Raw genomic sequence first — 23,053 nt, 5'->3', positions numbered from 1 at the left:
CTGCGCTCGACTTGAACTCAGGTAAAGGGGGCCGAGCCTATGCGTTGCGGGTGCTCTGTTTTTCTCGAACCCAGCACAATTATTCTATGTCGGTACGGCGACCGGTGCTGACTCGCCGCCAGCGTCAAGCATGCGCACGGCAAAACCGTAGCAGCGCTCGATCAGTTCGGACTGCATTATCTCGTGTGGCGTGCCCTGCGCGATTATCGTGCCTTCCGAGAGCAAAGCGATCGTGTCGGCATGACGCGCCGCCAGATTCGGGTCGTGCACGATCGCCAGTGCACCTATGTTCCAGCGGCGCGCCACGTCCCGGACTGTCGCAAGAAGACCGTGCTGATGCGCAATATCAAGGGCGGCGGTCGGCTCGTCCAGCAGGAGATACCGGGGCATTGCCCCAACGTGCTCTGGAGAGATACTGGCAATAGGCCAGATCTGAGCAAGGACCCTGGCAAACTGGACGCGCGCCAGTTCGCCCCCGGACAGTGTCGTGATGTCGCGCCCGGCGAGTCCACCGGCCTCTGCCAGTGCCAGCGCCTCGCCGACAATCTCCCGATCGCGCCTTGAAGGCGCGCCGCCGCGTAGATGAGGGTAACGCCCAAGCAGCACGATTTCCTCGACGCTGAACGGGAACAAAGGCTGGGAAGATTGAGGCAACACGGCACGCAGCAGAGCGAGGCGTTGAGGCGGGATCGCACGCAGCGGTTCGCCGTTGAGCGTCAGATCGCCGCTGATGCGCCACGCACGCATTGCGCCTGCGGTGTCGAACTCTCCGGCCAGCGCCTTGAGGAGCGTACTTTTGCCGACGCCGTTGCGTCCGAGGAGCGCCGTCAAGGCACCAGGCTTCACGGCTAGCGAAAGGTTCCGTAAAACCGCGATTGCGCCTCGCGTCACGCTCAAATTGCTCGCGATCAACATCTTATGTCTGCTCCATCGGATTCACTGACGTGCCGCTCACAAGCCGAGTTGACCGCGGCTGCGCCACAACAGCACGAGGAAGAACGGCGCGCCGAGCAACGCGGTGAGGATGCCGAGCGGTACTTCTGCCGGCGCGGCCACAGTGCGCGCAGCGAGGTCGGCCAGCATGGTCAGGGTGGCCCCGAGCAACATGGCGCCGGGCATCACCACACGCTGGTTCGGGCCGCATGCGAGCCGCACGCAATGAGGCGCCACCAGCCCGATAAAACCGATCACGCCGGTGCATGAGACTAACGCACCCACGCTCAGCGCAGAAGCGGCCAACACCGTGCGCTTGACACGTTGCGTCGGCACGCCCAGATGCTGCGCCTCAGTCTCGCCAAGTTGCAGCGCGTTGAGCGCATGGCCGTTGCGTGCGATCAGGACGACGCCCACTAGAACGAAAGGAATCACCGCAGCAAGCATTGGCCATTGTGAGCCGCCGAGGCTGCCCAGGCTCCAGAACGTCAGGGAGCGGAGCTGGGCGTCGTCGGCAATGTAGGTGAGCAGCCCGATGGCGGCGCCCACCAGCGCGTTAATCGCGATGCCCGCCAGCAGCAATATTGGCAACGCAAGCCGTCCGCGAGCGGAGGCGAGCCGATAAACCAGCGCGGAAACCGCCAGAGCGCCGACGAACGCCGCAACCGGCAGGACATACAGGCCAGCTGCAGCAAAGGACGCACCCAGAAGCGGCCCGAGCACGATCAGCGTGGACGCACCCAGAGCGGCGCCGCTCGAAATGCCAATCAGTCCCGGGTCAGCCAGTGGATTGCGAAAGAGCGCCTGCAAGGCGCTGCCGGCAGCACCGAAGCCCGCGCCGACGAGCAGGGCGAGCGCCACACGCGGCAACCGGATAGTGAACAGCACGGCCTGGGCTTGCTGAACCGCGGGGTCATTCATCACGGCGTCGGAGCGCGCCGTGAGTGCGGACCAGACAACCAGGGGCGCCATGCCGTAAGCGCCAATGCAAATTCCAGCAAGCGTCGCCCCGCAAAGCGCTACGACAAGGCTGTACAGCAGCACAGCCGTGCCCCGATGCCGTCGATCAGCAAGGGTGAAGGATTCCGCTTGAGAGGCATGCTCCGCTGGCATACCGGGACGCGCTGCGCTTGATGTGTTCATCGGTTCTGGTGGCAAACGTGTGTTCGTCAAGCCTGCCCCAGACGCTGGTTGAGCGTCACCACGGCAGCGGGCAACCGGGGGCCGAAGCCGAGCATGAACAGGGTGTCGAGCGACGCGACCCTTTTCGCCCGGCCAGCAGGTGTGGCGCCGAAGCCGGGACTCGCGAGCAGCTTGTCAGCACTGCCAATCGCGCTCAGCGCTTCATCGGTGGTGAGCACGATGTCGGGTGCCGCACTAACCAGTGCTTCGGCAGACAACGGCCGGTACCCGTTGAAGCCCTGCATCGCGTTGCGCGCGCCGGCATAGGTGAGCATGGCATCGGCGGCGGTGCGCTGCCCCGCGACAAACGCCTGATTGCCGGTGTTGTTCAGCACGAACAGCACGCGCGGCGGCTGGGCGCGCGTGGCGAATGGCGATGTGTTGATTGTCTGGCGGGCCGCCTGCCATTGCTCGTTAAAACGAGCCAGTAGCGCCTTGCCTGCCTCGTCCGCATCGAGCGTCCGGGCGACGCCGCCAATCTTTTCGCGTACAGAGTCGACGTCATGGCGCTCAGCAAACGTCACCACTTCCACACCCGCCTGCTTCACCTGGCTTAGTACGTTCGGCGGTCCCGCTTCCGAAGACGCCAGAATCAGGTCGGGCCGCAACGACAGCAGCCCTTCCGCCGATAGCGCTCGCTGATAACCGACCTTCGGTAAGGCGCCTGCAGCGGCGGGGAAGGTGCAGGTCGTATCGGTTGCGACGAGCACGCCGCGTGCATTCGCTTGCGCGTCAAGCGCATAGACGATTTCGGCCAGCGCACCGCCGACCACGATTACCCGCCGCTGCCCCCGCTGTGCATTCGCACGCAGGGGAATTCCAGCGAACAGGAGCGCGCCCCCAAAGACGTACGCGCGGCGAGATCCATTAACGCGCCTGGGATTCATACCGAAGCCTCATCGCGCAAGGGTTCGAGCTCTGCGATCAGTTCGCGCCACCCTTCCAGTTCAGGCGACCCCGGTTTGCGCGCTCCGAACAGTATGGCGATGTTCTCACCCTGCGAGTCGAACAGTTCCAGAGACGTGACCATGCCGTCGGACGTCGGCTTGCGAACCACCCAGGCATTCGCAATCAGGTCCGTGCGCAGATGCAGGTTGAAACCCGGGTCCAGTACGTTGAGCCAGGCGCCCATGATGCGAATGGTCTTAACCGGGCCGCTGTGAATCTGGATCATGCCGCGATTGCCCACGAACACCATGATAGGTATGGCGGCCTCAGACGCACGGACCAACAGATTCTGCAATGCTCCGGTTGAAACGGGTAGCGCGTATCGTCGCTCCGCGAGACGCAGCGCCTGCGTGCGAGCAAGCCCAAATTGACGCAGCATGCCAAAGAACTGATGCGTGTCGCTCATGGCGTCCCACGCCGCATGAAATGCCGACACGTCGATTTCGCTATCGTCCTTGACGACCGGCGGGGCTGCCAGTTCGCCCAGCATCAGGCCCGGCACCTGTTCCGCAGCGCTCCAGCGCTCGACGAAAGCGTCGAATGCCGCGTGATTGCTGTGTTCGCGCAGGAAAATCTTGTGTACCGCGTGGCCTTGAGCATCGAAAAATTGCAGGCTCTTCTGTTCACCGTGAGCAGTCGCCTCCCGCACGGCGAAGCCCGATGCCCAGTGCTGGTAGAAGACCCGCAGGTCAATTGCGCCGCCCAGTACAAGGTCGACGTCGCCGTTGTGGCTCATGTTCCCGTACTGCCCGTCTTTTTCATGGACGGCAGCTTCATTGCGCGTGAGCGCCATGACTGGACCGAGATGTGGCACTTCTTCGAACAGCTCGATAAAGCGCGGCGTCAGGCGCACGACATGCTCGCCGGTAAACGCGGCGAGTGCCTCGCCCTCGCTGATGCCGAGTGCGAGCGCGGCATCGCGATGACGCAGCTTCTGCTCGGTCCTGAGCTTGACGAAGGCATGACGCAACTGTTGCAACGAAGTCGCGTCAAGGCGAGCGGTGTTTTGCATGGCAGGCTCCTAAGGTTGACGATAGCGCAATGAAAATTGGAGAGGTCGAAGCGCTCGCCGTTACATGTCGATCTTCATGCTGACGGAGACGTTGCGCCCAGGCGCGGTATACGCGTCCTTGATTGACGACGTATCGGCGATGCCTCGCACGTCCGACCGGTTCCAGTACTTCCGGTCAAACAGGTTGAACACGCCGAGATACGCGACCACGTGCTTGCTGAAGCGATATCCGCCGCGCAAGTCCACCACGAACGATGAAGGCGGTGCGAAACACGTTGTCGAACTACAGCTTCGGGGCGTGACGTCAGTGGACTTTTTGGCAGCCTGGAACAACAGGTCTGCCTGTGCGAACCATTGTTCGCTCGGCTCGTAACGCACACCGAACACGGCAGAGAACGGGTTGACGGAGTCCAGCGGCTGATTCGCGGCTCCCGTGTTCTCGACGCTGCCTTTGGTGAAAGCCATCGCTGCCTTCACAGAAAAGCCTTGCGGCAGGAACCACTCGGCTCGACCTTCAAGGCCATGAATGCGAGCCTTCCCAAAGTTGACGTACTGGAATACGCGAGGGTCGGTCGGCCTGCCGGTGCCGGCAACGGTCTGCTGCGAGATGAAATCCCGATAGCGGCCTGCGAACACTGCGGCGCTATAGCTCAACGGGCCGAGACCGGTGCCAAGTTTGCCGCGCAGACCGGCTTCAATGGTGTCGCTGGTTTCCGGCTTGAGGTTCGGATTGCCGATCGACGTGTAGCCATAGAGCGGGTTGGCAAAGCTGTTGTTCACCTGGTCCGGCGACGGCGCACGAAAACCATGTGCATACTGGGCGTACGGAATGAGCGCCGGTGACACTTCGTAAAGCACGGCAAGCCGCGGCGACAGCGCGTTGTCGCTCGACGAAACCGGCGTGCCCGTGTACTGCGGGTCACCGGTCTTTGCGCTGAGCCGATAGCTATCGAAGCGCAGGCCTGGCGTGACCGTCAACGCGCCGAAACTGATCTGGTCCTGCAGGAAGGCACCGAGAAGCGTGTAATCGGTATCCGGAAATGCCTTGTTGGGGAAGGGCGCTTCGCCCGCACCTGGAACCGTGCCGTTGCGCAGGTTGGTCACCCGGTCGACACTGCCGTCGCCGCCGTACAGGAGCTTGTGCGTGAGGATGCCCGTGTGAAAGGTGCTCTCCGCAAACGCGGAACCGCCGACGATGCGTTCGCTGTAATTGTTCTCGCGGCTTCGCGACGGTTGTGACTTGCGTGTCTCATAGGACTTCTGGTCCTGCGAAGCGTCCTGGTAGTAGAACTGCACGTGCGCGGTCTGGAAGAATCGCGCAGCTTCGTTACTGAAGTCGTAGTCGAGGCTGTAACGGTTGCGCTCGAGGCGATCGTTTGCCGTCAGCGCGAGCGTGGCCGGTGGATTCGCCGCGGACAGCACGTTGGTGTCGATACGCTGCCTGACGGTTTCGGCCGTGAACTTGAACGTGTCGTGTGCCGTGGGCTTGACCACAAGCTTGCCGAGTACCGATTCCGAGTAGGTGTCCTGCGGATTCGCCGTCGTGCGGTTAGGACCCGCCGAATTGTTCGAGCCGGTGCCGTCCAGTTCGTGGCCGCGCCGGCCATCGGCTATCACCATGCCCTGGATCATGTCATTGCCGCCGGCGGCCTGAACGGTCGCGCCGAAACTGCGGTCGGCCGATTCGTAATTTGGCCGCACCGAAAAGTATGTTTTTTTGCCGTAGATGTTGAGCAGGTCTTGCGGGTCTTTGGTAATGAAGTTGACGGCGCCGGTCAGACCATCGCTTCCATACAGAGCCGAGGCCGGACCTCGCAGAATTTCGATGCGCTTCAAGGTGCCGATGTCCGCATAGTCGCCGCGACCCGCTTCCAGCGGGCCAAAGCTGAACGAATTCGGTAGACGGATACCGTCCTCCATCAGCAGGATGCGGTTGCCTTCGAGACCACGGATATTGATGCTCGAGTCGCCGTCGCGCCCTCCGGCTGTGGCTGCCGAAGTCGGCCGATAGGGTGTGCGCCGAACAGTGACTCCAGGCTCGTAGCGCAGCGCGTCCTTGATGTTCTCCGCCTGTTGTTCTTCCAGGTCTTCGGCCGTGATGACAGAGACGCTGGCTGCGGTGTGGCTGGCTTTCGTTGCAGTCCGGGTCGCAGTAACCGTTACCGGGTCGAGCAGGTCCGGCGTACTGCGCAACTCGGCATATTGAGCAGAGCCTTGATTGCTAGCGGTAGCAGACGATTCCGTTGCCGCATGAACATGAGACCAGAAGCCAACGACGCCATAGACGCCAGCAAGTATGACGGACAGCGGACGTCGCGCCGGACGAGAAGGATGCACGTGAAAATCCCCGATGAAGAGACCCGATAAGCTCGCTGGGTGATTCACGGCACCTGGCTGGCAGCCCAATAAGGGTTGGGCTGGGCGTGGTTAACAGGTAAAGCTCGATTAATGAAGGTGTTAGCTTTATGAAAGCATGACTTTATTGTTAATGAGAATCATTGTCAATAACGGTCGGCGAGCGACTTGGGAATGGTGCCCGCGAATTTCGACTCGCTAGCGCGGACGCTCTCCGCTGAACTCGATCAACGCGGTAACAACGGACAATAAAGTTTGTACCAAAACCGCACCCTAAGTGCTTGATTCTTATCGACCGGCCTCGTGCCGCAATTAAATAAAGTTTGTACCAGCTAGCCGCTTGCTCGCTCGGTAGGATGCACAAAGTCTGGCCAGCGAGACGGGACGGGGGTGGCCAGACTTTGCGGTGCAATACCTTTGCGGTTGGTCATTCTGCCCGGCGCGTAAGCCTCTCGATGGCTTCGGTAAGGCCCAGCGTTAACGTCGACGCCCGAATTCCAGTGTCGTGAAGAAGTCGCCATCGGCCGATGTCGTTGAGCTATCCTGCTGCTCTACTACAACTTGGATAGCTCGCCGCACGCCATGGCTCTCTCTCCGTTGCCTCCACTCGCATGTCTTCAAGCATTCGAAGCTAGCGCCCGTTATCTGAGCTTCACTCGCGCGGGGCAGGAACTGCACCTGTCCACCAGTGCCGTGAGCCGCCAGATATCTCAACTCGAAGAATTCCTCGGGCGCCGGCTATTCGTGCGGGAGCACAACACCCTAAGGCTCACACCAGCAGGGGAAACCTATGCGGTGGATGTTCGGCGCATGTTGGAGCTGTGCACTAGCGTTACGTCGAGTCTGATGGCTCGCGTCGTCAAGTCTCGCCTCACGGTGTCCTGCACAGCCGGGCTCTCGGTATTCTGGCTCGCGCCGAGAGTCGGCTCGTTTATCGATGCGAATCCCGATGTGGACCTGCGCATCATCGTGCGGGACCACTTCGGAGCCGTCTCGCCAGCTGAGTACGACGTGGGCATTTTCTATTTGCGCAACCCCGAGGTTCCCGGAACGCACACGCGGAAACTTTTCGACGAAGAGGTATTTCCGGTTTGTTCACCGACATATCTTGATGGGCGCAAACTGATGCCAGTGGAACTGCTGTCCTGCACGCTGCTTGTTCTGGAGGACGCGGAACGTAGCTGGATGTCCTGGCACACCTGGTTCGAACAGGCAGGGCTCGAACGACCAGCACTCAATCAAACCATCATTGTTAACAGCTACCCACTCATTGTGCAGCTCGCGACGCATGGCAAGGGCGTCGCGCTCGGTTGGAACCGAGTTATTGACCCGCTCCTTGAGCATGGCGCGCTCGTCAGGGCATCGGACTCTCACGCCACAATGGGCGGCTCATACTTTGTCACCTGGCCATCCGAGCGTGCGGAAACATTTGCCGCCCGTCGGTTCCGCGAGTGGGTAATCGATCAGACACTCGCTCCCTGACGCCTCCGTTGCACGCCTCTGGATGCGGTTGCGTTTTTTGCAAGCGCGTTTGCGAAATTAGCGTTATGCCGTCGTCACGCCAAAAATTACATTGATTGCGTGACGAATCGCGAACGCTCACCTCGCAAAACGACAATCCAGAGAGGTCTAAATGGCAACGAGTGCATCAAACGGCATACTGGTGGGCGAGCCGCCCACAAGGACGGTGACGCGCCGGAAGGCGATTTTCGCCACTGTCATTGGCAGCGGTCTGGAATGGTTCGACTTTTCCGGATACGCGTTCTTCGCAGCAACCATTGGTAAGTTATTTTTCCCCGCAGGCAACGAGACAACGTCGCTGCTGCTATCACTGGCAACTTTTGGCGTTGGCTTCGTGATGCGACCGCTCGGCGGCATCGCGTTCGGCATCTACGGCGACAAGGTAGGTCGCAAGCGAGCTCTGTCGCTCGCCATGCTCATCATGGCGCTCGGCTCGGGCATCATCGCTTTCGCCCCTACGTACGAATCTATTGGCATCGCCGCACCGTGTCTTATCGTTATCGCGCGAATGCTGCAGGGGCTGTCCGCTGGCGGTGAAATGGGCGGCGCTACCGCGTTCCTTACCGAGCATGCTCCAGTTAACCGTCGTGCTTTCTATTCGAGCTGGATTCAGACGAGTGTCGGTTTCGCCGTGGTCATCGGCAGCCTTACCGGTACGCTCATCACGTCGAGCATGTCGGCTGATTCGCTGACCGCATGGGGATGGCGTATTCCGTTCTTCATCGGCATGCTGGTGGCCCCGGTTGGATACTACATTCGGCTGAAAATCGAGGAAACGCCCGAGTTCGTATCGGAGAAGCGCCACGCCAGCACGCCGCTGCGCGACGTCGTTCGCGAGTATCCCCGCCAGGTGCTCTCCAGCCTGCTGATGGTCGTACTTTGGACCGTCTGCACGTATGTCATCCTGTTCTACATCCCGACTTATGTTGTGAAGTATCTGCACATGACCCAGCGTGAGGGCTTCACGTCGGGCGTCGTCAGCGGTGTCGTGCTGATGGTCATGGCACCCGTGTTCGGGGCACTGTCGGATAAGGTCGGCAAGCGACGGGTCCTGTCGGTTGCTGGGCTCGTTATTCTGGTTGCCAGTTATCCACTGTTCTCTCAACTGATTAAATCGCCCGACTTTGCCACGCTGCTGACCTTCCAGGCGATTTTCGGCGTGCTGATTGCTGCATACACCGGCCCGATTCTGGCTCTCTTCACGGAAATGTTCCCGAGCCGCGTCCGTGCGACGGGATTGTCTTTGGCCTACAACGGCGCAGTGACCATCTTCGGTGGCTTTGCCGCCTTCATCATCACCTGGCTCACCCAACACACGGGTGACGCCGAGTCTGCGTCTTACTACATCATCTTCGCCGCAGTGGTTAGCCTGCTCGGCATGTTGCTGACGAAGCCATACCAGGCTTGAGGAAATTCACATGAACATGTTGGTAATCGAAGGGGTCAACGTTTTCGACCCTGCAACGAAGAAACGCCAGACAAACGTCAATGTCTGCATCGCCGACGGAAAAATTGCGGCAATAGGAGAGATACCGTCGTCGTTTGTCGAGGCCCGCAGGATGAGCCTTCCCGGGCGTACCGTCTTGCCGGGCTTCATCGACCTGCATGTCCACGTCGTCGCGTCGAAAACGAATCTGGGAGCCAACGCGGTGATGCCAAACTTCCTGGCAGCGCTTAAAACGTTGCCCATCCTTCGCGGCATGCTGAACCGCGGGTTCACCACCGTTCGTGATGCAGGTGGCGCTGACTTTGGAATGTGCGAGGCTGTCAACAGCGGCGCTCTTTGGGGCCCGCGCATCCTGTCATCAGGCAAGGCGCTGTCGCAGACCGGTGGGCACGGCGACTTCCGTCAGCGCAATGACAAGCTTGACGATGCCTGCGGGTGCCTGGGGCGTCAGGGAGCGATTGCTCGTGTGGTCGATGGTGTCGAGGCGATGCGCCTGGCCGTGCGCGAAGAACTCCTCAAAGGGGCCTCGCAAATCAAGATAATGGCGTCGGGCGGTGTGGCTTCGCCCAACGACCCCATCGCCAACACGCAGTATTCGGAAGATGAAATCCGTGCCGCGGTTCAGGAAGCTGAGGCTGCCAGCACTTACGTGATGGCGCACGCCTACACCGCTCGAGCCGTCCGACGCGCCGTCGAGTGCGGGGTGAAATGTATCGAGCACGGCAACCTCATCGACGAAGAGACTGCCCGTCTGCTGGCGGAGCGCGGCGTAGCGGTTGTGCCCACAATCGCTACTCTCGACCGTCTCATTGAACAAGGTCCCGCGCTTGGCTTCCCCGCTGAGTCGCTCGCAAAGATTGAGGGAGCACGCTCCGTCGGCCGGCAGGCACTTGCGCTTATGGCGCGCGAAGGCGTGAAGGTCGGGTTCGGCTCGGACATGCTGGGCGAACTGCACGCCTTCCAGTCCGACGAGTTTGCCGTTCGGGCAGAAATCGTCGGCAACGTTGAGGCCATTCGGTCGGCAACGTGCGTTGCCGCCGAAATCACAGGTGAAGCAGGCGTGCGGGGAACGGTAGCTGTCGGAGCCGTGGCTGACCTCATCGTGGTCGACGGTGACCCGATTGAGGACATTTCCCTTCTGCTGGGACAGGGCGAACACATTCCCGTGGTCATCAAGGCTGGAGTGTGTATGAAGGAAGCCGGCCGACTGCTCGAACCAGTCGCAGAGTGAACTGCTGGCGCGCGGCATCGGTCGCGCCCACCGTTTGCACTCAAGCCGAATACGCGTCGGGTCTGTCGATGACGGCAATCCAGACCAAGCGAAAGCCGCAGCAGACTTGATTGATTAGCACCGCCGTATGCCTCCAGCGCATCCAGGACCCGCCCCTCTAAAAGCGAACCCGAACATGAGCTCTCTCAGCACCCGAAATCTCGACGCCCAGGCAACAGCTGCACTACTGGACTATCCCTCGCTGGTGCGCGTTCTTCGAGAGACCATCGTCGAATACGGCGCAGGACACGTCGTGAGTCCGGAGCGGCTGGCCATTCCGATGCAGGAAGGCGGCCTGATGCTTTCGATGCCAGCCAGTGCTGAAGACATCGCCATCCATAAGTTGGTGAACGTGTGTCCTTCGAATGGAAAGCGCCAGCTTCCGACCATCCATGGTCAGGTCATCGCATGCGACGCGCACACCGGGGAAATGTTGTTCGTGCTCGACGGGCCGACTGTGACCGGGCGGCGAACGGCAGCGGTCACTGTGCTGGGCATCCAGACCCTGCACGGCATGGCTCCGCGCGAAATTTTCATCATTGGCACCGGGAAACAGGCGGCCAATCACGCGGAAGCTCTCGCGACTACGTTCCCGGAAGCCAAACTGTTCGCAAAGGGCACCTCTCCGGCAGGCGCAGAGGCCTTCGTGGCCCGGACCCGGCCGATAGCACCGAACCTGTCCGTCCTTGATGGCGATGTGATTCCCGACAGCATTGAAGTCGTCATCACGTTGACAACCAGCAAGTCTCCGGTCTACACGCAGCCGGCGCGACCCGGTCGTCTCGTCGTCGGAGTCGGCGCTTTCACGCCAGACGCAGCGGAAATCGGCAAGGAAACTGTCGACGGTAGTTTCGTGGTCGTTGACGACCCCGTCGGCGCAAAGCATGAAGCGGGCGACCTTATCCAGGCCAAGGTCGACTGGACCTCGGTTTTTCCGCTTGCCAAGGCACTAGGTGGCGAGCTTAAGCCGAGTGCGCCGATTCTGTTCAAGAGCGTTGGCTGCGCTGCGTGGGACCTGGCCGCGTGCCGCGTAGCACGTAAAGCGCTCGACGCAAACGCCTGTCAAGGCTCCGCTGACGTTTAAGTAGCGCCGATTTAAATCGCTTGCCGGGTCCGTTCGGCGAATAGAAGCGGGATACCCACCGATTTCACCGAAGCAAACATGAAAATCACACGCACCATCTCGACTGTTGAAGTCCACACCGGCGGTGAAGCATTCCGCATCGTTACCAGCGGTCTGCCGCGTCTTCCTGGCGATACTATCGTCAAGCGACGCGCGTGGCTGAAGGAGAACGCCGACGAAATTCGCAAGGCGCTGATGTTCGAGCCTCGCGGTCATGCAGATATGTACGGTGGTTACCTGACGGAACCGGTGAGCCCGAACGCAGATTTCGGCATCATCTTCCTGCACAACGAGGGTTACAGCGACCACTGCGGGCATGGCGTCATTGCGCTGTCTACAGCAGCGGTCGAGCTGGGCTGGGTGCAGCGTCAGATACCAGAGACGCGCATTGGTATCGATGCACCGTGTGGCTTCATCGAAGCGTTCGTTCAATGGGACGGCGAGCACGCGGGTAATGTCCGCTTCGTGAACGTGCCGTCGTTCATCTGGGAAAAGGACGTCACGGTTGAGACGCCGTCGTTCGGCCCGGTGACAGGCGACATCGCCTTCGGTGGTGCGTTCTATTTCTACACAGAGGGCCAGCCACACGGTCTCGAAGTACGTGAGTCGTCGGTGGAAGAGCTCATCCGTTTCGGTGCGGAGGTTAAGGCGGCCGCTAATGAGGCGTTTCCAGTTGCACACCCGGATATCCCTGAAATCAACCACATTTACGGGACTATCATTGCTAACGCGCCCCGCTACGCGGGCTCCACGCAAGCCAACTGTTGCGTCTTCGCGGACCGCGAAGTTGACCGGTCGCCCACGGGCTCTGGAACCGGCGGACGTGTTGCGCAGCTCTATCTGCGCGGGGAGCTCGGGAAAGACGATACGCTGGTGAACGAGTCCATTATCGGTACCGTTTTTAAAGGACGTGTCCTGAGCGAAACGACCGTGGGTGACTTCAAGGCCGTCATCCCGGAAGTCGAAGGCAACGCTTTCGTATGCGGCTTTGCCAACTGGATAGTGGATGAACGAGACCCGTTGACATACGGGTTCCTCGTTCGATAGAGCAATTACAGTAGTGGTACCAGGTTGGCGCGTGTCGCTGAGCAATCAGTCTCGCGCTTTTTTCGTTGCAACGCCAACCTGACCGCCACTCTGTTCCTAGGTGGTGACCCCAGCTCGTTACCCTGCGAGTAACGAGCTGGTTGTTTCGAGTAATGGTCCCGCTTGCCGCATAGCGCTCCGGGAGCAGCGATGACGCGCATGGACCCTGATTGGGCAATCGTGCGTGACCAGCGCCTGGAACGCATCGAACGTCTGCGGACGAAGCGGTTGCTTGTCCTCGGCAGTGGCTCGCTAGGCGCGCCACTGGCAATCGGGCTTGTGAAGGCCGGGGTTCAAAACGTGACGCTCGTGGATATGGATGACGTCATGCCGGAGAACGTCTCGCGCCATCCGCTTGGCCTGTGCGCTCTGTTTCAGTCCAAGGCAGTCGAGCTCGCGGCACAACTGAACGCGGATATTCCTGGTGTGGTTGTGAAGGGGCATCGCGCGATGGCGGCCGACTGGATTCTGGCGCAGAGCCGGCCGGGCGATTTCGACCTCGTGGTCGACTGCACGGGTGAGGAGAGTGTGCGCAGCTTCCTCGGTGAGGTGCGCAATACCACCTTCCCTAGCACGCCAATCATTCACGCATGGATGGAGCCGTTTTGCGCGGCATCGCACGTGGTGCTTATCGACAAGGACACAGTCTGGCCCGCCGATGACCCTGTCCTTCGCATTCATGCAGCGGACTGGCCCGATGACACGGAAATCGTTCTGCCTGCGTGCAACGCAGGGTTTCATGAATATGGCGTCGCTGACGTGAGCCAGGCAGCGGGTGCATCGTGCGAATGCGTGCTCAGCATCCTGGATGCAGAAGCTCCGCTGCCGTCCAGAATTTGGTCTACCGTGCGCTCATCCGCGTATTTCGAATCGCTCGGCCTCCGTGTCACGCTAGGTCCCCTAGTACCTCAATCCGAAGATACCTATCACTCGGTGCGGTTGACGCGAGATTTCCGTGACGTCATTGTCGGCCAAGGGGGGGCGACGTGATGCGGTTCGGGATTCCCGGCTCGGGCTGGGAGCTTGCTCTTCACGATAGTGTCCTGCAGGTGCTCGGTTCGCAGGTCCAGAAGAACAGATACAGCACTGAGAGCGTAGGACAGCTGTATTCGCCTTCGTTTCTACATCGCGAAGTTGTACTTTGCGCCGCTACCGTGCTGCAGCCCAAACGCCGACATCCGTTCGTGAACGTCTCCGGAAGCGCAATTGCAGGCGTTATCGCGAGCGCCATAGCCGCTTACATATGATGGCCGAGCCAGTTCTGCCAAACCGACCCCGCCGATAATCGCGCTATACCTATAGGGTAAGTGGCGTGGCGCGGCTTCCATCAACCGCAAACTTTAAAGTTGCTAGAAGGTCGGCCACACTTTATTGTCACTGGTACACACTTTATTGGCTTGGTACAGACTTTATTGTCACTCGTTACGCGGGCGAAACAGGCCGGCTAGAACAACTCGCGAATCCGGTGATACATCATGCCGAGTTCGAGCGCCGGCCCGCGCAATGCCGGGCCGCCCGGAAAGCGCGCGTGGCGCAGTTGAGCGAACAGATCGAAGGCCGCCGTCTCGCCCGCCATCGCTTTCGCAACGACGCGTCCGGCGATGCCGGTCAACGCGACGCCGTGGCCGGAAAAGCCCTGCACGTAGAAGTAGTTCGGGTCGATCGAGCCGAAATCGGGCGCGCGATTGCGCGTCACGTCGACGAAACCGCCCCACGCATAGTCGATCCGCACGTCGGCCAGTTGCGGGAATACGCCGATCATGCGTTTGCGAATCTCCCGGCCGAGTTGCACGGGTGATGCGCCGGTCGAACTCGCCCGGCCGCCGAACAGCACGCGATGATCGGCCGACAGGCGGAAGTAGTCGAGGAAGAAGTTGTTGTCGCAGATCGCCTCGCGTCCGGCGATCAGCGCGTCGGCACGCGCTTTACCGAGCGGCTCGGTGGCGACGATGTACGACGCGATCGGTGCAATGCGCGCGGCGACCGGCGCGGGCAACACGTCGCCGATAGTCGCATTGCCGCAGGCCGCAACGAAACGGCAGCGCACCTCGCCGGTCGCGGTACGCACAATGGGCCTCGCGCCGCGCACCACTTCGATCACCGGCGAATGCGCGAACAGTTGCGCGCCTTCGCGCCGCGCCGCGTCGGCGAGACCGAGACAGTATTTGAGCGGATGCAGGTGGCCTGAAAACGGATCGTAGACGCCGGCGAGATAACGTTGCGAAGCGACGCGCGCGCGCACTTCGTCGGTGTCGAGCCACGCGAGTTTCGTATAGCCCCAGCGTTGCGCTGCCGAGTCCATCCACGCGCGCAAGTCCGGCACGCGTTTCGGTTTGGTCGCCACCGTCAGATAGCCCGCGGTGAAATCGCAATCGATCCCGTAACGTTCGATGCGCTCGCGCACCAGCGCGACGCCTTCCACCGACATCGCCCACGCGGCGCGTGCCCCGTCGAGACCGAGTTGCCGTTCGATGATTTCGTCTTTCGCGAAGCCTACCAGCGTCTGCCCGCCGTTGCGGCCCGATGCGCCCCAGCCCGGGCGATGCGCATCGAGCACGACCACCGACAAACCGCGCGCCCGGCATTCCAGCGCCACCGACAAACCGGAAAAGCCAGCGCCGATCACGCAGACGTCGGCCTCCAGCGTGCCGTCGAGCATCGGATCGTCGACGAGCGGCCGGGCGGCGCTCGCCTCGTAATACGAGTTGGCGATCAGCGCATCGGCGCGGCGGTCGAGCGTGTTGACTGTAGCGTTCATCAAAGCAGGTCCTTCATTCGATACCAGGCCATCGCGAGCACGAGAGCGGGGGTGCGCAGTGTAGCGCCGCCGGGGAAGTCGCGATGACGAATCTTGCCGAACAGGTCGAAGCGCGACGCCTGGCCGTCGATCGCCTCGGCGATCAGTTTCCCCGCGAGACCGGTGGTGTTTACGCCGTGGCCCGAGAAGCCCTGCGCGAAATACACCGTCGGCGAGAGGCGGCCGAAATGCGGCGCGCGATTCATCGTGATATCGACGAAACCGCCCCACGCATAGTCGATTTTGACGTCGTCGAGTTGCGGGAAGGTTTTCAGCATGTCGCGGCGCATCGCCTCGCCGAGGTTGCGCGGCGCGAAGGTCGAATAGCTGACTTTGCCGCCCCACAGCAGACGGTGGTCGGGCGCAGGGCGGAAGTAGTCGAGCACGAAGCGGCTGTCGCAGACCGCGGCTTTCGCGGGCATCAGCGCTTCGGCGCGGTCGGGGTCGAGCGGTTCGGTGGCGATCACATAGGTGCCGACCGGCATGATTTTGCTCGCCACGCCGGGTGCCAGTTTGCCGAGGTAGGTGTTGCACGCGAGCACGACGAATTGCGCGTGCACCTTGCCGCGCGCGGTATCGGCCACATGCCGGCCGTTTTCCTCGCGCAGCGCGTTGACGCAGCTGTCTTCGAAAATCTTCACGCCGGCCGCGCGTGCCGCGCGTGCAAGACCCAGCGTGTAATTCAACGGATGCAGATGACCGCTGTCCGGATCGAACAGCCCGCCCAGGTAGCGCGACGATTCGACGTATTCGTCGAGACCTTCGCGCTCGACGTAACGGAAGCGGTTGTAGCCAAAGCGCGTTTGCGCTTCGTCGCGCCATTTGCGCAGCGCGTCTGTATCGCGCGGTTTGTTCGCCGCGGTCAGATAACCAAAAGTCAGATCGCAGTCGATTTGATGCTTCGCGACGCGTTCCTTGACGATATCCAGTGTTTCGAGGCCCATGTCCCAAACACGCTTCACGTCATCCGCCGGCATGAACTTCGCAAACGTATCGGTATCGCACGCAAAACCGCCGATCAACTGGCCGCCATTGCGGCCGCTCGCCGCCCAGCCGACTTTCGATGCTTCGAGCACGGCGACCGAATGGCCGCTTTCCGCGAGGTTCAGCGCGGTCGACATGCCGGTGAGCCCGGCGCCGATCACGCAGACGTCGACGGTAAGGGTGTCTTCGAGCGGGGGATGGCGGGTGGTGTCGTTGGCGGTTGCTGCGTAATACGAGGCGACGTGAGGTTGCTTCGAGAATGGGAGCATAGGCAGGGCATGCGGAAGAAGCCCGAACGCGCGGCCTTCGATAAGGCCGGGCCGCTCGCTCGGGCGGTGCGGATTAGAACGAGTAGATGAATTGCGTCGCCAGCAGGTCGTTGGACTTGCCGTACGAACCGTCGTTCTTCAGGAACACCTGTTTGTTGGCCCAGTCGTGGCGGTATTCCACCTTGACCGTGATCTGCTGGGTCGGGTAGAACAACAGGTCGAGCGAAACGTCCTGACGGGTGGCGCCCTTGCACTCGAAGCCAAGACCGCCGTTCGCCTTCGAATTGGCGAGACAGTCCGCGCCAATGCCGAAGCCGTCAGCCGTATCCATGCCGTTGCCGTTCAACGCGATGCCGCCGCCGCCGCCGCCGTTCTTGCTGTCGACGAGCAGGTCATAGCGCACCGTCGCGCCCATGCGGCCCACCACCGGCAGGTTGAACTTGCGGTGCGCGAGCAGCGAGAGGCCGTACCACTGCGCCTGGCCGCCGTTGAACGCCGCGTTCTGCTGCTGGCCGTAGTCGACTTCGGCGTTGTACTGCACGTCGGCGAGCGTGTAGGCCAGGTCGGCTTCGGTGAAGAAGAACGTGCCGCCCGCGCTCGGCGCGTTGCCGCCGACGCCGTAGGTGACCGCACCGGTAGTCGCGTTGGTCGCGCTCGGCAGCGTCTGACGCCCGATGTTGAACGAACCGCCGATATCCAGTGCGCTGGACCACGTGTAGTCCGTACGCGCCGTAAAGGTCGGAATCTTGTTGCTGGTCGTGATCGGATCGCCGAGCGAGTTGGTGCCGATCTGCGTGGTCGCGCCATACGTGCGGTACTGCTCGTTGCCGAGGAAGAACTTCCACGCCCAGTTGCCCGAGGTGTAATTCGCACCGATACCGACATAGCTGCCCGGATCGGAGAAGTCATACAGCAGGTTGTGCGTCAGCGTCAGCATCTGATTCGATTGCTGCACTTCATAACCGCCGAAGCTCGGAATCAAACCGGCCACGAGTGTCGTCGTCGCGGTCAACGGCACATTGACGACCGCGGTGTTCAGGATGTTGTTGCCGATGTTGCCGTGTTCGTTCGCCAACAGCGTAATACCGTTGCCGCGGTTCGGCATCAACGTGATTTCGGCCGACGGCGCCATCGGGCCGACACCGAAAGTCTTCTTGATGTCGAGGTAGAGATCGCCGAACGAACTGTTGAAGTAGTTGTAGGCGCTCTCGTGGTTCGCGAACAGGAACGACGAGCTGCTTTGTGCGCGGTTATAGATGTAGGTCGGGTCGATATAACCCGTCACCGACAGACCCGCAATTGGACCGGTATTGGCCGCGTCCACCAGCGAGTCGACCTTCAACTGCTGATTGGCGATCTGCTGCTTCATCGACGTGACTTCGTCGTTGGTCAGCGTCGCGCGGGCGCTGCCGTACTCAGGCGACGAAATGTCGACCGGCGCGGCCGCCGTCGCCGGGGCTGGGGCCGCGGTTGCCGCGTTTGCTGTGTTTGCCGCCTTGGGTTTGCCGGCGACTTCCGCGCGGAGTTGCTTCACCTCCTTTTGCAGCGCGTTCAGCTGGGCCTGTAGCGCCTTGATCTGGTCGCTGGTGGCATCTGCCATGGCAAAGCCCGGCAGGCTCCCCGCCACCAGCAGACAGATGAGCTTCTTTCTCATGCAAATTCTCCTTGTTGGTCGTATTGCAATGGACTTCTTATGCCTGTGCCGTATCGAGAGACTTTCGTACGGTGGCTTGTTGTGGCACGGCAGGCAATGGGTCGGCGGCTTTGGCGAGCGCGAAAGCCATCTGCATGTCGCGGTTGCGTTTGCGTTCGCGCAGCTGCATCCAGCGGTTCACGACGATCACGCCGATCGTCACCGTGGTGATGAAGATTGTTGCAAGCGCATTCATTTCCGGGTTCAGGCCGAGGCGCACCCGCGAAAACACGACGAGCGGCAGCGTGGTCGAGCCCGGACCGGACAGAAAGGCGGACAGCACGAGGTCGTCGAAAGACAGCGTGAACGACAGCAGCCAGCCGGACATCAGCGCTTGCGAGATCAGCGGCAGCGTGATCAGGAAGAACACCTTGAAGGGGGTGGCGCCGAGATCGAGTGCGGCTTCTTCGAGCGACTTGTTGAGCTCCTTCACCCGCGATTGGACGATGATCGCCACGTAGGACACGCACAGCATCACGTGGCCGATCCAGATCGTGAACAAGCCGCGGCCCTTCGGCCAGCCCAGCATCTGTTCGAGTGCGACGAACAGCAACAGCAGCGAGATGCCCTGAATCACTTCGGGAATCACGAGCGGTGCGTTGATCATGCCGGCAAACAGCGTGAAGCCGCGAAAGCGTCCGAAGCGGGCGAGCACGAAACCGGCCCACGTGCCGATCACCACCGAAGCGCAGGCGGTCAGCAGACCGATCTTCAGCGACAGCCACGCGGCGCTGAGCAGTTCGCCGTCCTGCAACAGCGCGCCATACCATTTCAGCGAAAAGCCGGACCAGACGGTGACGAGCTTCGATTCATTGAACGAATACACGATCAGGCTGAGGATCGGGATATACAGAAACAGAAACCCGAACGACAGCACGCCGATGGAAAGAGGTTTATTCGGCTTGATCATTTCGAGCCCTCCAGTTCCTTGACCTGGTAGTACTGGAACACGGCCATCGGCACGAGCAACAGCAGAACCATGGCGACCGTGACGGCGGATGCCATCGGCCAGTCCATATCGTTGAAGAATTCATCCCACATCACGCGGCCGATCATCAGCGTGTCGGCGCCGCCGAGCAGCTCAGGAATCACGTACTCGCCGACCGCCGGAATGAACACCAGCAGACTGCCGGCGATGATGCCGTTCTTCGACAGCGGCAAGGTGATGCGCGTGAACGCGGTCCACGGTTTGCAGCCGAGGTCGTAAGCGGCTTCGAGCAGCGTCAGATCCATCTTCACCAGATGCGCATACAACGGCATCACCATGAACGGCAGATACGAATAGACCATGCCGATATACACGCCAATATCCGTGTGGTAGAGCCGCAACGGCGAATGAATCATGCCGATCGCCATCAGCGTGTGATTGAGCAGGCCGTCGTCCTTCAGAATGCCGATCCATGCGTAGACGCGAATCAGGAACGACGTCCAGAACGGCAGCATCACGCCCATCATCAGCAGGTTGCGGGTGCTCGGCGCCGAACGGGCGATGTAGTACGCGATCGGATAGCCGATCAACAGGCAGCAGATCGTCGAGACCGCGGCCATCTTCAGCGAGCTGATATAGGTGGCGACGTACAGGTCGTCCTGCAGCAGGAACGCGTAGTGGCTCAGCTGCATCGCGAAGTGCACCATGCCGTCCTTGACCGTCACGAGATCCGTGTACGGCGGAATGCCCAGGCGCAGATCGGCGAAACTGATCTTCAGCACCAGCACGAACGGCAACGCGAAGAACACCGTGAGCCAGAGGAACGGCACGCCGATCACGGTCGTGCGGCCCGACGGCACCAGCATCGACAGGCGTTTTTTCAGCGAGACGAGCAGGCGGCTGCCGGACGGCGCGCCGAGCGCCGCGGGGGAGGTGGTGGCGGGATTTCTCATTGCGTCAGCACCACGCCGCTAGCCGGCGACCAGTAGACGAACACGTCGTCGTTATAGGACGGCGCACCTTCGCTCATCAGGTGCGAGCTGGAGAGATTCGACACCACGGTCTTGCCGCTCGGCAGACGCACGTGATACAGCGAATAGCTGCCCATGTACGCGACATCCGAGACCACGCCGCGCGCCCAGTTGTGCGGCGTGGCGGGTTTGTCGAGCGACACCTTCACGCGTTCGGGGCGCACCGAGATGCCAACCGGCATGCCGAGCGGGCCGGTAACGCCGTGGCTCACATACAGGCGCGCTTCGAGGTCTTGGCTTTCGACGAAGATATGGTCCGGCTCGTCCTCGACCACCGTGCCTTCGAACAGATTGGTCGAGCCGATGAATTCGGCCGAGAAACGGCTATTCGGAAATTCGTACACCTGGCTGGGCGAGCCGATCTGCACGATGCGGCCTTCGCTCATCACCGCCAGCCGCCCGGCCATCGTCATGGCTTCTTCCTGATCGTGCGTGACCATCACGCAGGTCACGTCGACCTTCTCGATGATGTTGACCAGTTCGAGCTGGGTCTTCTGGCGGATCTTTTTATCCAGCGCCGACATCGGTTCGTCGAGCAGCAGCAGCTTGGGGCGCTTCACCAGCGAGCGGGCCAGCGCCACACGCTGCTGCTGACCGCCGGAGAGCTGATGCGGCTTGCGCTGCGCATACTTGCTCATCTGCACGAGATTGAGCGCGTCGGCGACGCGTTCCTTGATCTCGTTCTTCGGCGTGCCTTCCTGCTTGAGGCCGAAAGCGATATTCGCTTCGACGCTCATGTGCGGGAAGAGGGCGTACGACTGGAACATCATGTTGACCGGCCGCTTGTACGGCGGCATCGCGGCGAGGTCTTCGCCGTCGACGAAGATACGCCCGGACGTGACCGTCTCGAGCCCCGCGAGCATGCGCAGGAGCGTGGACTTGCCGCAGCCGGAGCTGCCGAGCAGCGCGAACAGTTCGTTCTTCGCGATGTTCAGGTTGACGTTGTCGACAGCGGTGCTGTCGCCGAATTTCTTCACGACGTTTTCGATGCGGACAAATTCATCCGATTTCGATTTCGTCGTCGGTGCGGGGCGGGCCATCTGGGTGGCGCCGGCAGCGCTATTTAAGGTCGTCGAGTTCATGATGTAACCATTCCTTGCGGATCGCGGGCGCAAGTGTCTCCGTACGAGGCGCTTGAAGCGGCTCGCAAGATGCGCTGCGATCGGAAAACATGGGACTGCGCGCAGGTGGGACCCTAAAAGCGCGCAGGCTGACTACCGTTGCTGCTATTCATGCGCTCAGGGTTCTAGCGATCCCTGAGCGCGAGATCAATGTTTAGTCGAGTTGGCTAAAATCAGTGGCCGGTCTTGAGCTGTGCCCAAAGGCGGTTTTCGAGGCGCAGGATGTCGGTCGGCATCGGCTTCATCAGCGTCATCTTGCCCAACACGTCGTCGCCCGGATAAACGGTCTTGTCCTCAGCGACGGCCGGCGTGACGAACTGGCGCGCGGCCTTGTTCGCGGTCGGATAGAACACTTCATTAGTGATCGCCGCGTTGACCTTCGGGTCCGAGATGTAGTTGATCCACTTCGTCGCTGCCTCGGGATGCGGCGCGTCTTTCGGAATCACCATTACGTCGAACCACAGCAGGCCGCCTTCCTTGGCGTTGGAGAATTTGATCTGATACGAGCGTTTTGCTTCGGCAGAGCGGCGGCTCGCAATGCCGACGTCCCCAGACCAGCCGAGCGCGACGCAGATGTCATTGTTCGCGAGGTCGTTGATGTAGCCTGACGAGTTGAATTGGGTAATGTATGGACGGACTTTCTTCAGCACTTCGAAGGCGGCCTGATAGTCGGCGGGGTTCGTGCTGTTCGGGTCCTTGTGCATGTATTGCAGCGTGGCGGCGAACACGTCGACGGCCTGGTCGAGGAACGACACGCCGCAGCTCTTCAGCTTCGACAGATTGGCCGGATCCAGCACGAGTGCCCAGCTATCCACCGGCGCGTTGTCGCCGAGCGCCTTCTTGACGGCCTGCACGTTATAGCCGATACCGTCGGTGCCGTACGCCCAGGGCACCCCGTACTGGTTGCCCGGATCGGCGTCGGCAATCATCTTCATCAGCACGGGGTCGAGATTCGCGAGATTCGGGATCTTCGACTTGTCGAGCTTCTGATACACACCGGCCTGAATCTGCTTGGCCATATAGTTCGACGTCGGCACCACGATGTCATAACCGGAACTGCCGGCAAGCAGTTTGGCCTGCAACGTGTCATCGCTATCGTAGTTGTCGTATTTGACGTGAATCCCGGCTTGTTTCTCGAAGTTCGGAATCGTGTCCTTCGCAATGTAGTCCGACCAGTTGTAGACGTTCAGTTCCGTGTCGGCCGCAAGGGCCGGCGTGACCGACAGCGCCGCAAAACCCGTGAAGGCGAGAAGCGCGGCCCCCGCGACCGCATGACGAAGATGACTAACGCTCATGGTTTTTTCCCTTGATGTGAAGAACCGGCATGAGCATGGATCGTGGGTGTGCGCATGC

General features: G+C 61.1%; 18 protein-coding genes. 6 read left to right on the top strand and 12 right to left on the bottom strand.

The window, feature by feature from the left end; translation table 11 throughout:
• Positions 1-84: 84 nt before the first annotated feature.
• The 5 genes from AC07WT_RS32720 to AC07WT_RS32700 are packed head-to-tail and all read right to left on the bottom strand — an operon-like array spanning position 85 to position 6,412.
• Positions 85-915 carry a heme ABC transporter ATP-binding protein gene (locus AC07WT_RS32720; protein ID WP_494950167.1) on the bottom strand — a complete coding sequence of 277 codons (831 nt, stop codon included), beginning with the start codon at positions 913-915 and terminating at the stop codon, positions 85-87.
• Between the two features lie 36 nt (positions 916-951).
• Positions 952-2,076 carry a FecCD family ABC transporter permease gene (locus tag AC07WT_RS32715; RefSeq protein WP_494950166.1) on the bottom strand — a complete coding sequence of 375 codons (1,125 nt, stop codon included), beginning with the start codon at positions 2,074-2,076 and terminating at the stop codon, positions 952-954.
• A 26-nt stretch (positions 2,077-2,102) separates the two neighbouring features.
• On the bottom strand, positions 2,103-3,002 hold the full coding sequence (locus AC07WT_RS32710) for a heme/hemin ABC transporter substrate-binding protein (RefSeq protein WP_494950165.1): 900 nt from the start codon (positions 3,000-3,002) through the stop codon (positions 2,103-2,105).
• Positions 2,999-4,075 carry a hemin-degrading factor gene (locus AC07WT_RS32705; protein ID WP_494950164.1) on the bottom strand — a complete coding sequence of 359 codons (1,077 nt, stop codon included), beginning with the start codon at positions 4,073-4,075 and terminating at the stop codon, positions 2,999-3,001. The genes AC07WT_RS32710 and AC07WT_RS32705 overlap by 4 nt, the downstream gene beginning before the upstream one ends.
• 60 nt (positions 4,076-4,135) lie before the next feature.
• Positions 4,136-6,412, bottom strand: a complete 2,277-nt coding sequence (locus tag AC07WT_RS32700; RefSeq protein ID WP_494950163.1) for a TonB-dependent hemoglobin/transferrin/lactoferrin family receptor — start codon at positions 6,410-6,412, stop codon at positions 4,136-4,138.
• 600 nt (positions 6,413-7,012) lie between these two features.
• On the opposite strand from AC07WT_RS32700, the gene AC07WT_RS32695 reads away from it, so the two are divergent.
• The 6 genes from AC07WT_RS32695 to AC07WT_RS32670 all read left to right on the top strand — a co-directional run bounded on the left by AC07WT_RS32695 (position 7,013) and on the right by AC07WT_RS32670 (position 13,867).
• Positions 7,013-7,912 (top strand): LysR substrate-binding domain-containing protein, encoded by a 900-nt coding sequence (locus tag AC07WT_RS32695; RefSeq protein ID WP_494950162.1) that lies wholly within the window; start codon positions 7,013-7,015, stop codon positions 7,910-7,912.
• Between the two features lie 151 nt (positions 7,913-8,063).
• Positions 8,064-9,359 (top strand): MFS transporter, encoded by a 1,296-nt coding sequence (locus AC07WT_RS32690; RefSeq protein WP_494950161.1) that lies wholly within the window; start codon positions 8,064-8,066, stop codon positions 9,357-9,359.
• Between the two features lie 10 nt (positions 9,360-9,369).
• The gene (locus tag AC07WT_RS32685) at positions 9,370-10,629 is read left to right on the top strand and encodes a metal-dependent hydrolase family protein (RefSeq protein ID WP_494950160.1); all 1,260 of its coding nucleotides are present in this window, start codon (positions 9,370-9,372) and stop codon (positions 10,627-10,629) included.
• Between the two features lie 175 nt (positions 10,630-10,804).
• Positions 10,805-11,752: a bifunctional Delta(1)-pyrroline-2-carboxylate/Delta(1)-piperideine-2-carboxylate reductase gene (gene lhpI, locus AC07WT_RS32680; protein WP_494950159.1), complete on the top strand. Its 948-nt coding sequence runs from the start codon at positions 10,805-10,807 to the stop codon at positions 11,750-11,752.
• Positions 11,753-11,830: 78 nt separating this feature from the next.
• Positions 11,831-12,838, top strand: coding sequence for a trans-3-hydroxy-L-proline dehydratase (lhpH, locus tag AC07WT_RS32675; protein ID WP_494950158.1), 1,008 nt, complete (start codon positions 11,831-11,833; stop codon positions 12,836-12,838).
• A gap of 189 nt (positions 12,839-13,027) precedes the next feature.
• Positions 13,028-13,867, top strand: a complete 840-nt coding sequence (locus tag AC07WT_RS32670; protein ID WP_494950157.1) for a ThiF family adenylyltransferase — start codon at positions 13,028-13,030, stop codon at positions 13,865-13,867.
• 454 nt (positions 13,868-14,321) lie between these two features.
• On the opposite strand, the gene AC07WT_RS32665 is transcribed toward AC07WT_RS32670, so the two are convergent.
• The 7 genes from AC07WT_RS32665 to AC07WT_RS32635 form a co-directional block, all read right to left on the bottom strand.
• Complete coding sequence (locus tag AC07WT_RS32665) at positions 14,322-15,635, bottom strand: NAD(P)/FAD-dependent oxidoreductase (RefSeq protein ID WP_494950156.1); 1,314 nt, start codon at positions 15,633-15,635, stop codon at positions 14,322-14,324.
• Positions 15,635-16,927, bottom strand: coding sequence for an NAD(P)/FAD-dependent oxidoreductase (locus AC07WT_RS32660; RefSeq protein WP_494950155.1), 1,293 nt, complete (start codon positions 16,925-16,927; stop codon positions 15,635-15,637). The genes AC07WT_RS32665 and AC07WT_RS32660 overlap by 1 nt, the downstream gene beginning before the upstream one ends.
• Positions 16,928-17,000: 73 nt before the next feature.
• Positions 17,001-18,581, bottom strand: a complete 1,581-nt coding sequence (locus AC07WT_RS32655; RefSeq protein ID WP_494950154.1) for a DUF3138 family protein — start codon at positions 18,579-18,581, stop codon at positions 17,001-17,003.
• 37 nt (positions 18,582-18,618) lie between these two features.
• The gene (locus AC07WT_RS32650) at positions 18,619-19,530 is read right to left on the bottom strand and encodes an ABC transporter permease subunit (protein WP_494950153.1); all 912 of its coding nucleotides are present in this window, start codon (positions 19,528-19,530) and stop codon (positions 18,619-18,621) included.
• On the bottom strand, positions 19,527-20,501 hold the full coding sequence (locus tag AC07WT_RS32645) for an ABC transporter permease subunit (protein WP_494950152.1): 975 nt from the start codon (positions 20,499-20,501) through the stop codon (positions 19,527-19,529). The genes AC07WT_RS32650 and AC07WT_RS32645 overlap by 4 nt, the downstream gene beginning before the upstream one ends.
• Complete coding sequence (locus tag AC07WT_RS32640) at positions 20,498-21,661, bottom strand: ABC transporter ATP-binding protein (RefSeq protein ID WP_494950151.1); 1,164 nt, start codon at positions 21,659-21,661, stop codon at positions 20,498-20,500. Before AC07WT_RS32640 ends, AC07WT_RS32645 begins: the two co-directional genes overlap by 4 nt.
• 212 nt (positions 21,662-21,873) lie before the next feature.
• Complete coding sequence (locus AC07WT_RS32635; protein ID WP_492589876.1) at positions 21,874-22,995, bottom strand: polyamine ABC transporter substrate-binding protein; 1,122 nt, start codon at positions 22,993-22,995, stop codon at positions 21,874-21,876.
• Positions 22,996-23,053: the final 58 nt, after the last annotated feature.

It is taken from the genome of Paraburkholderia sp. GW821-FHT02A12, assembly GCF_059422005.1.
This window is presented reverse-complemented; position numbering and strand designations above follow the sequence as displayed.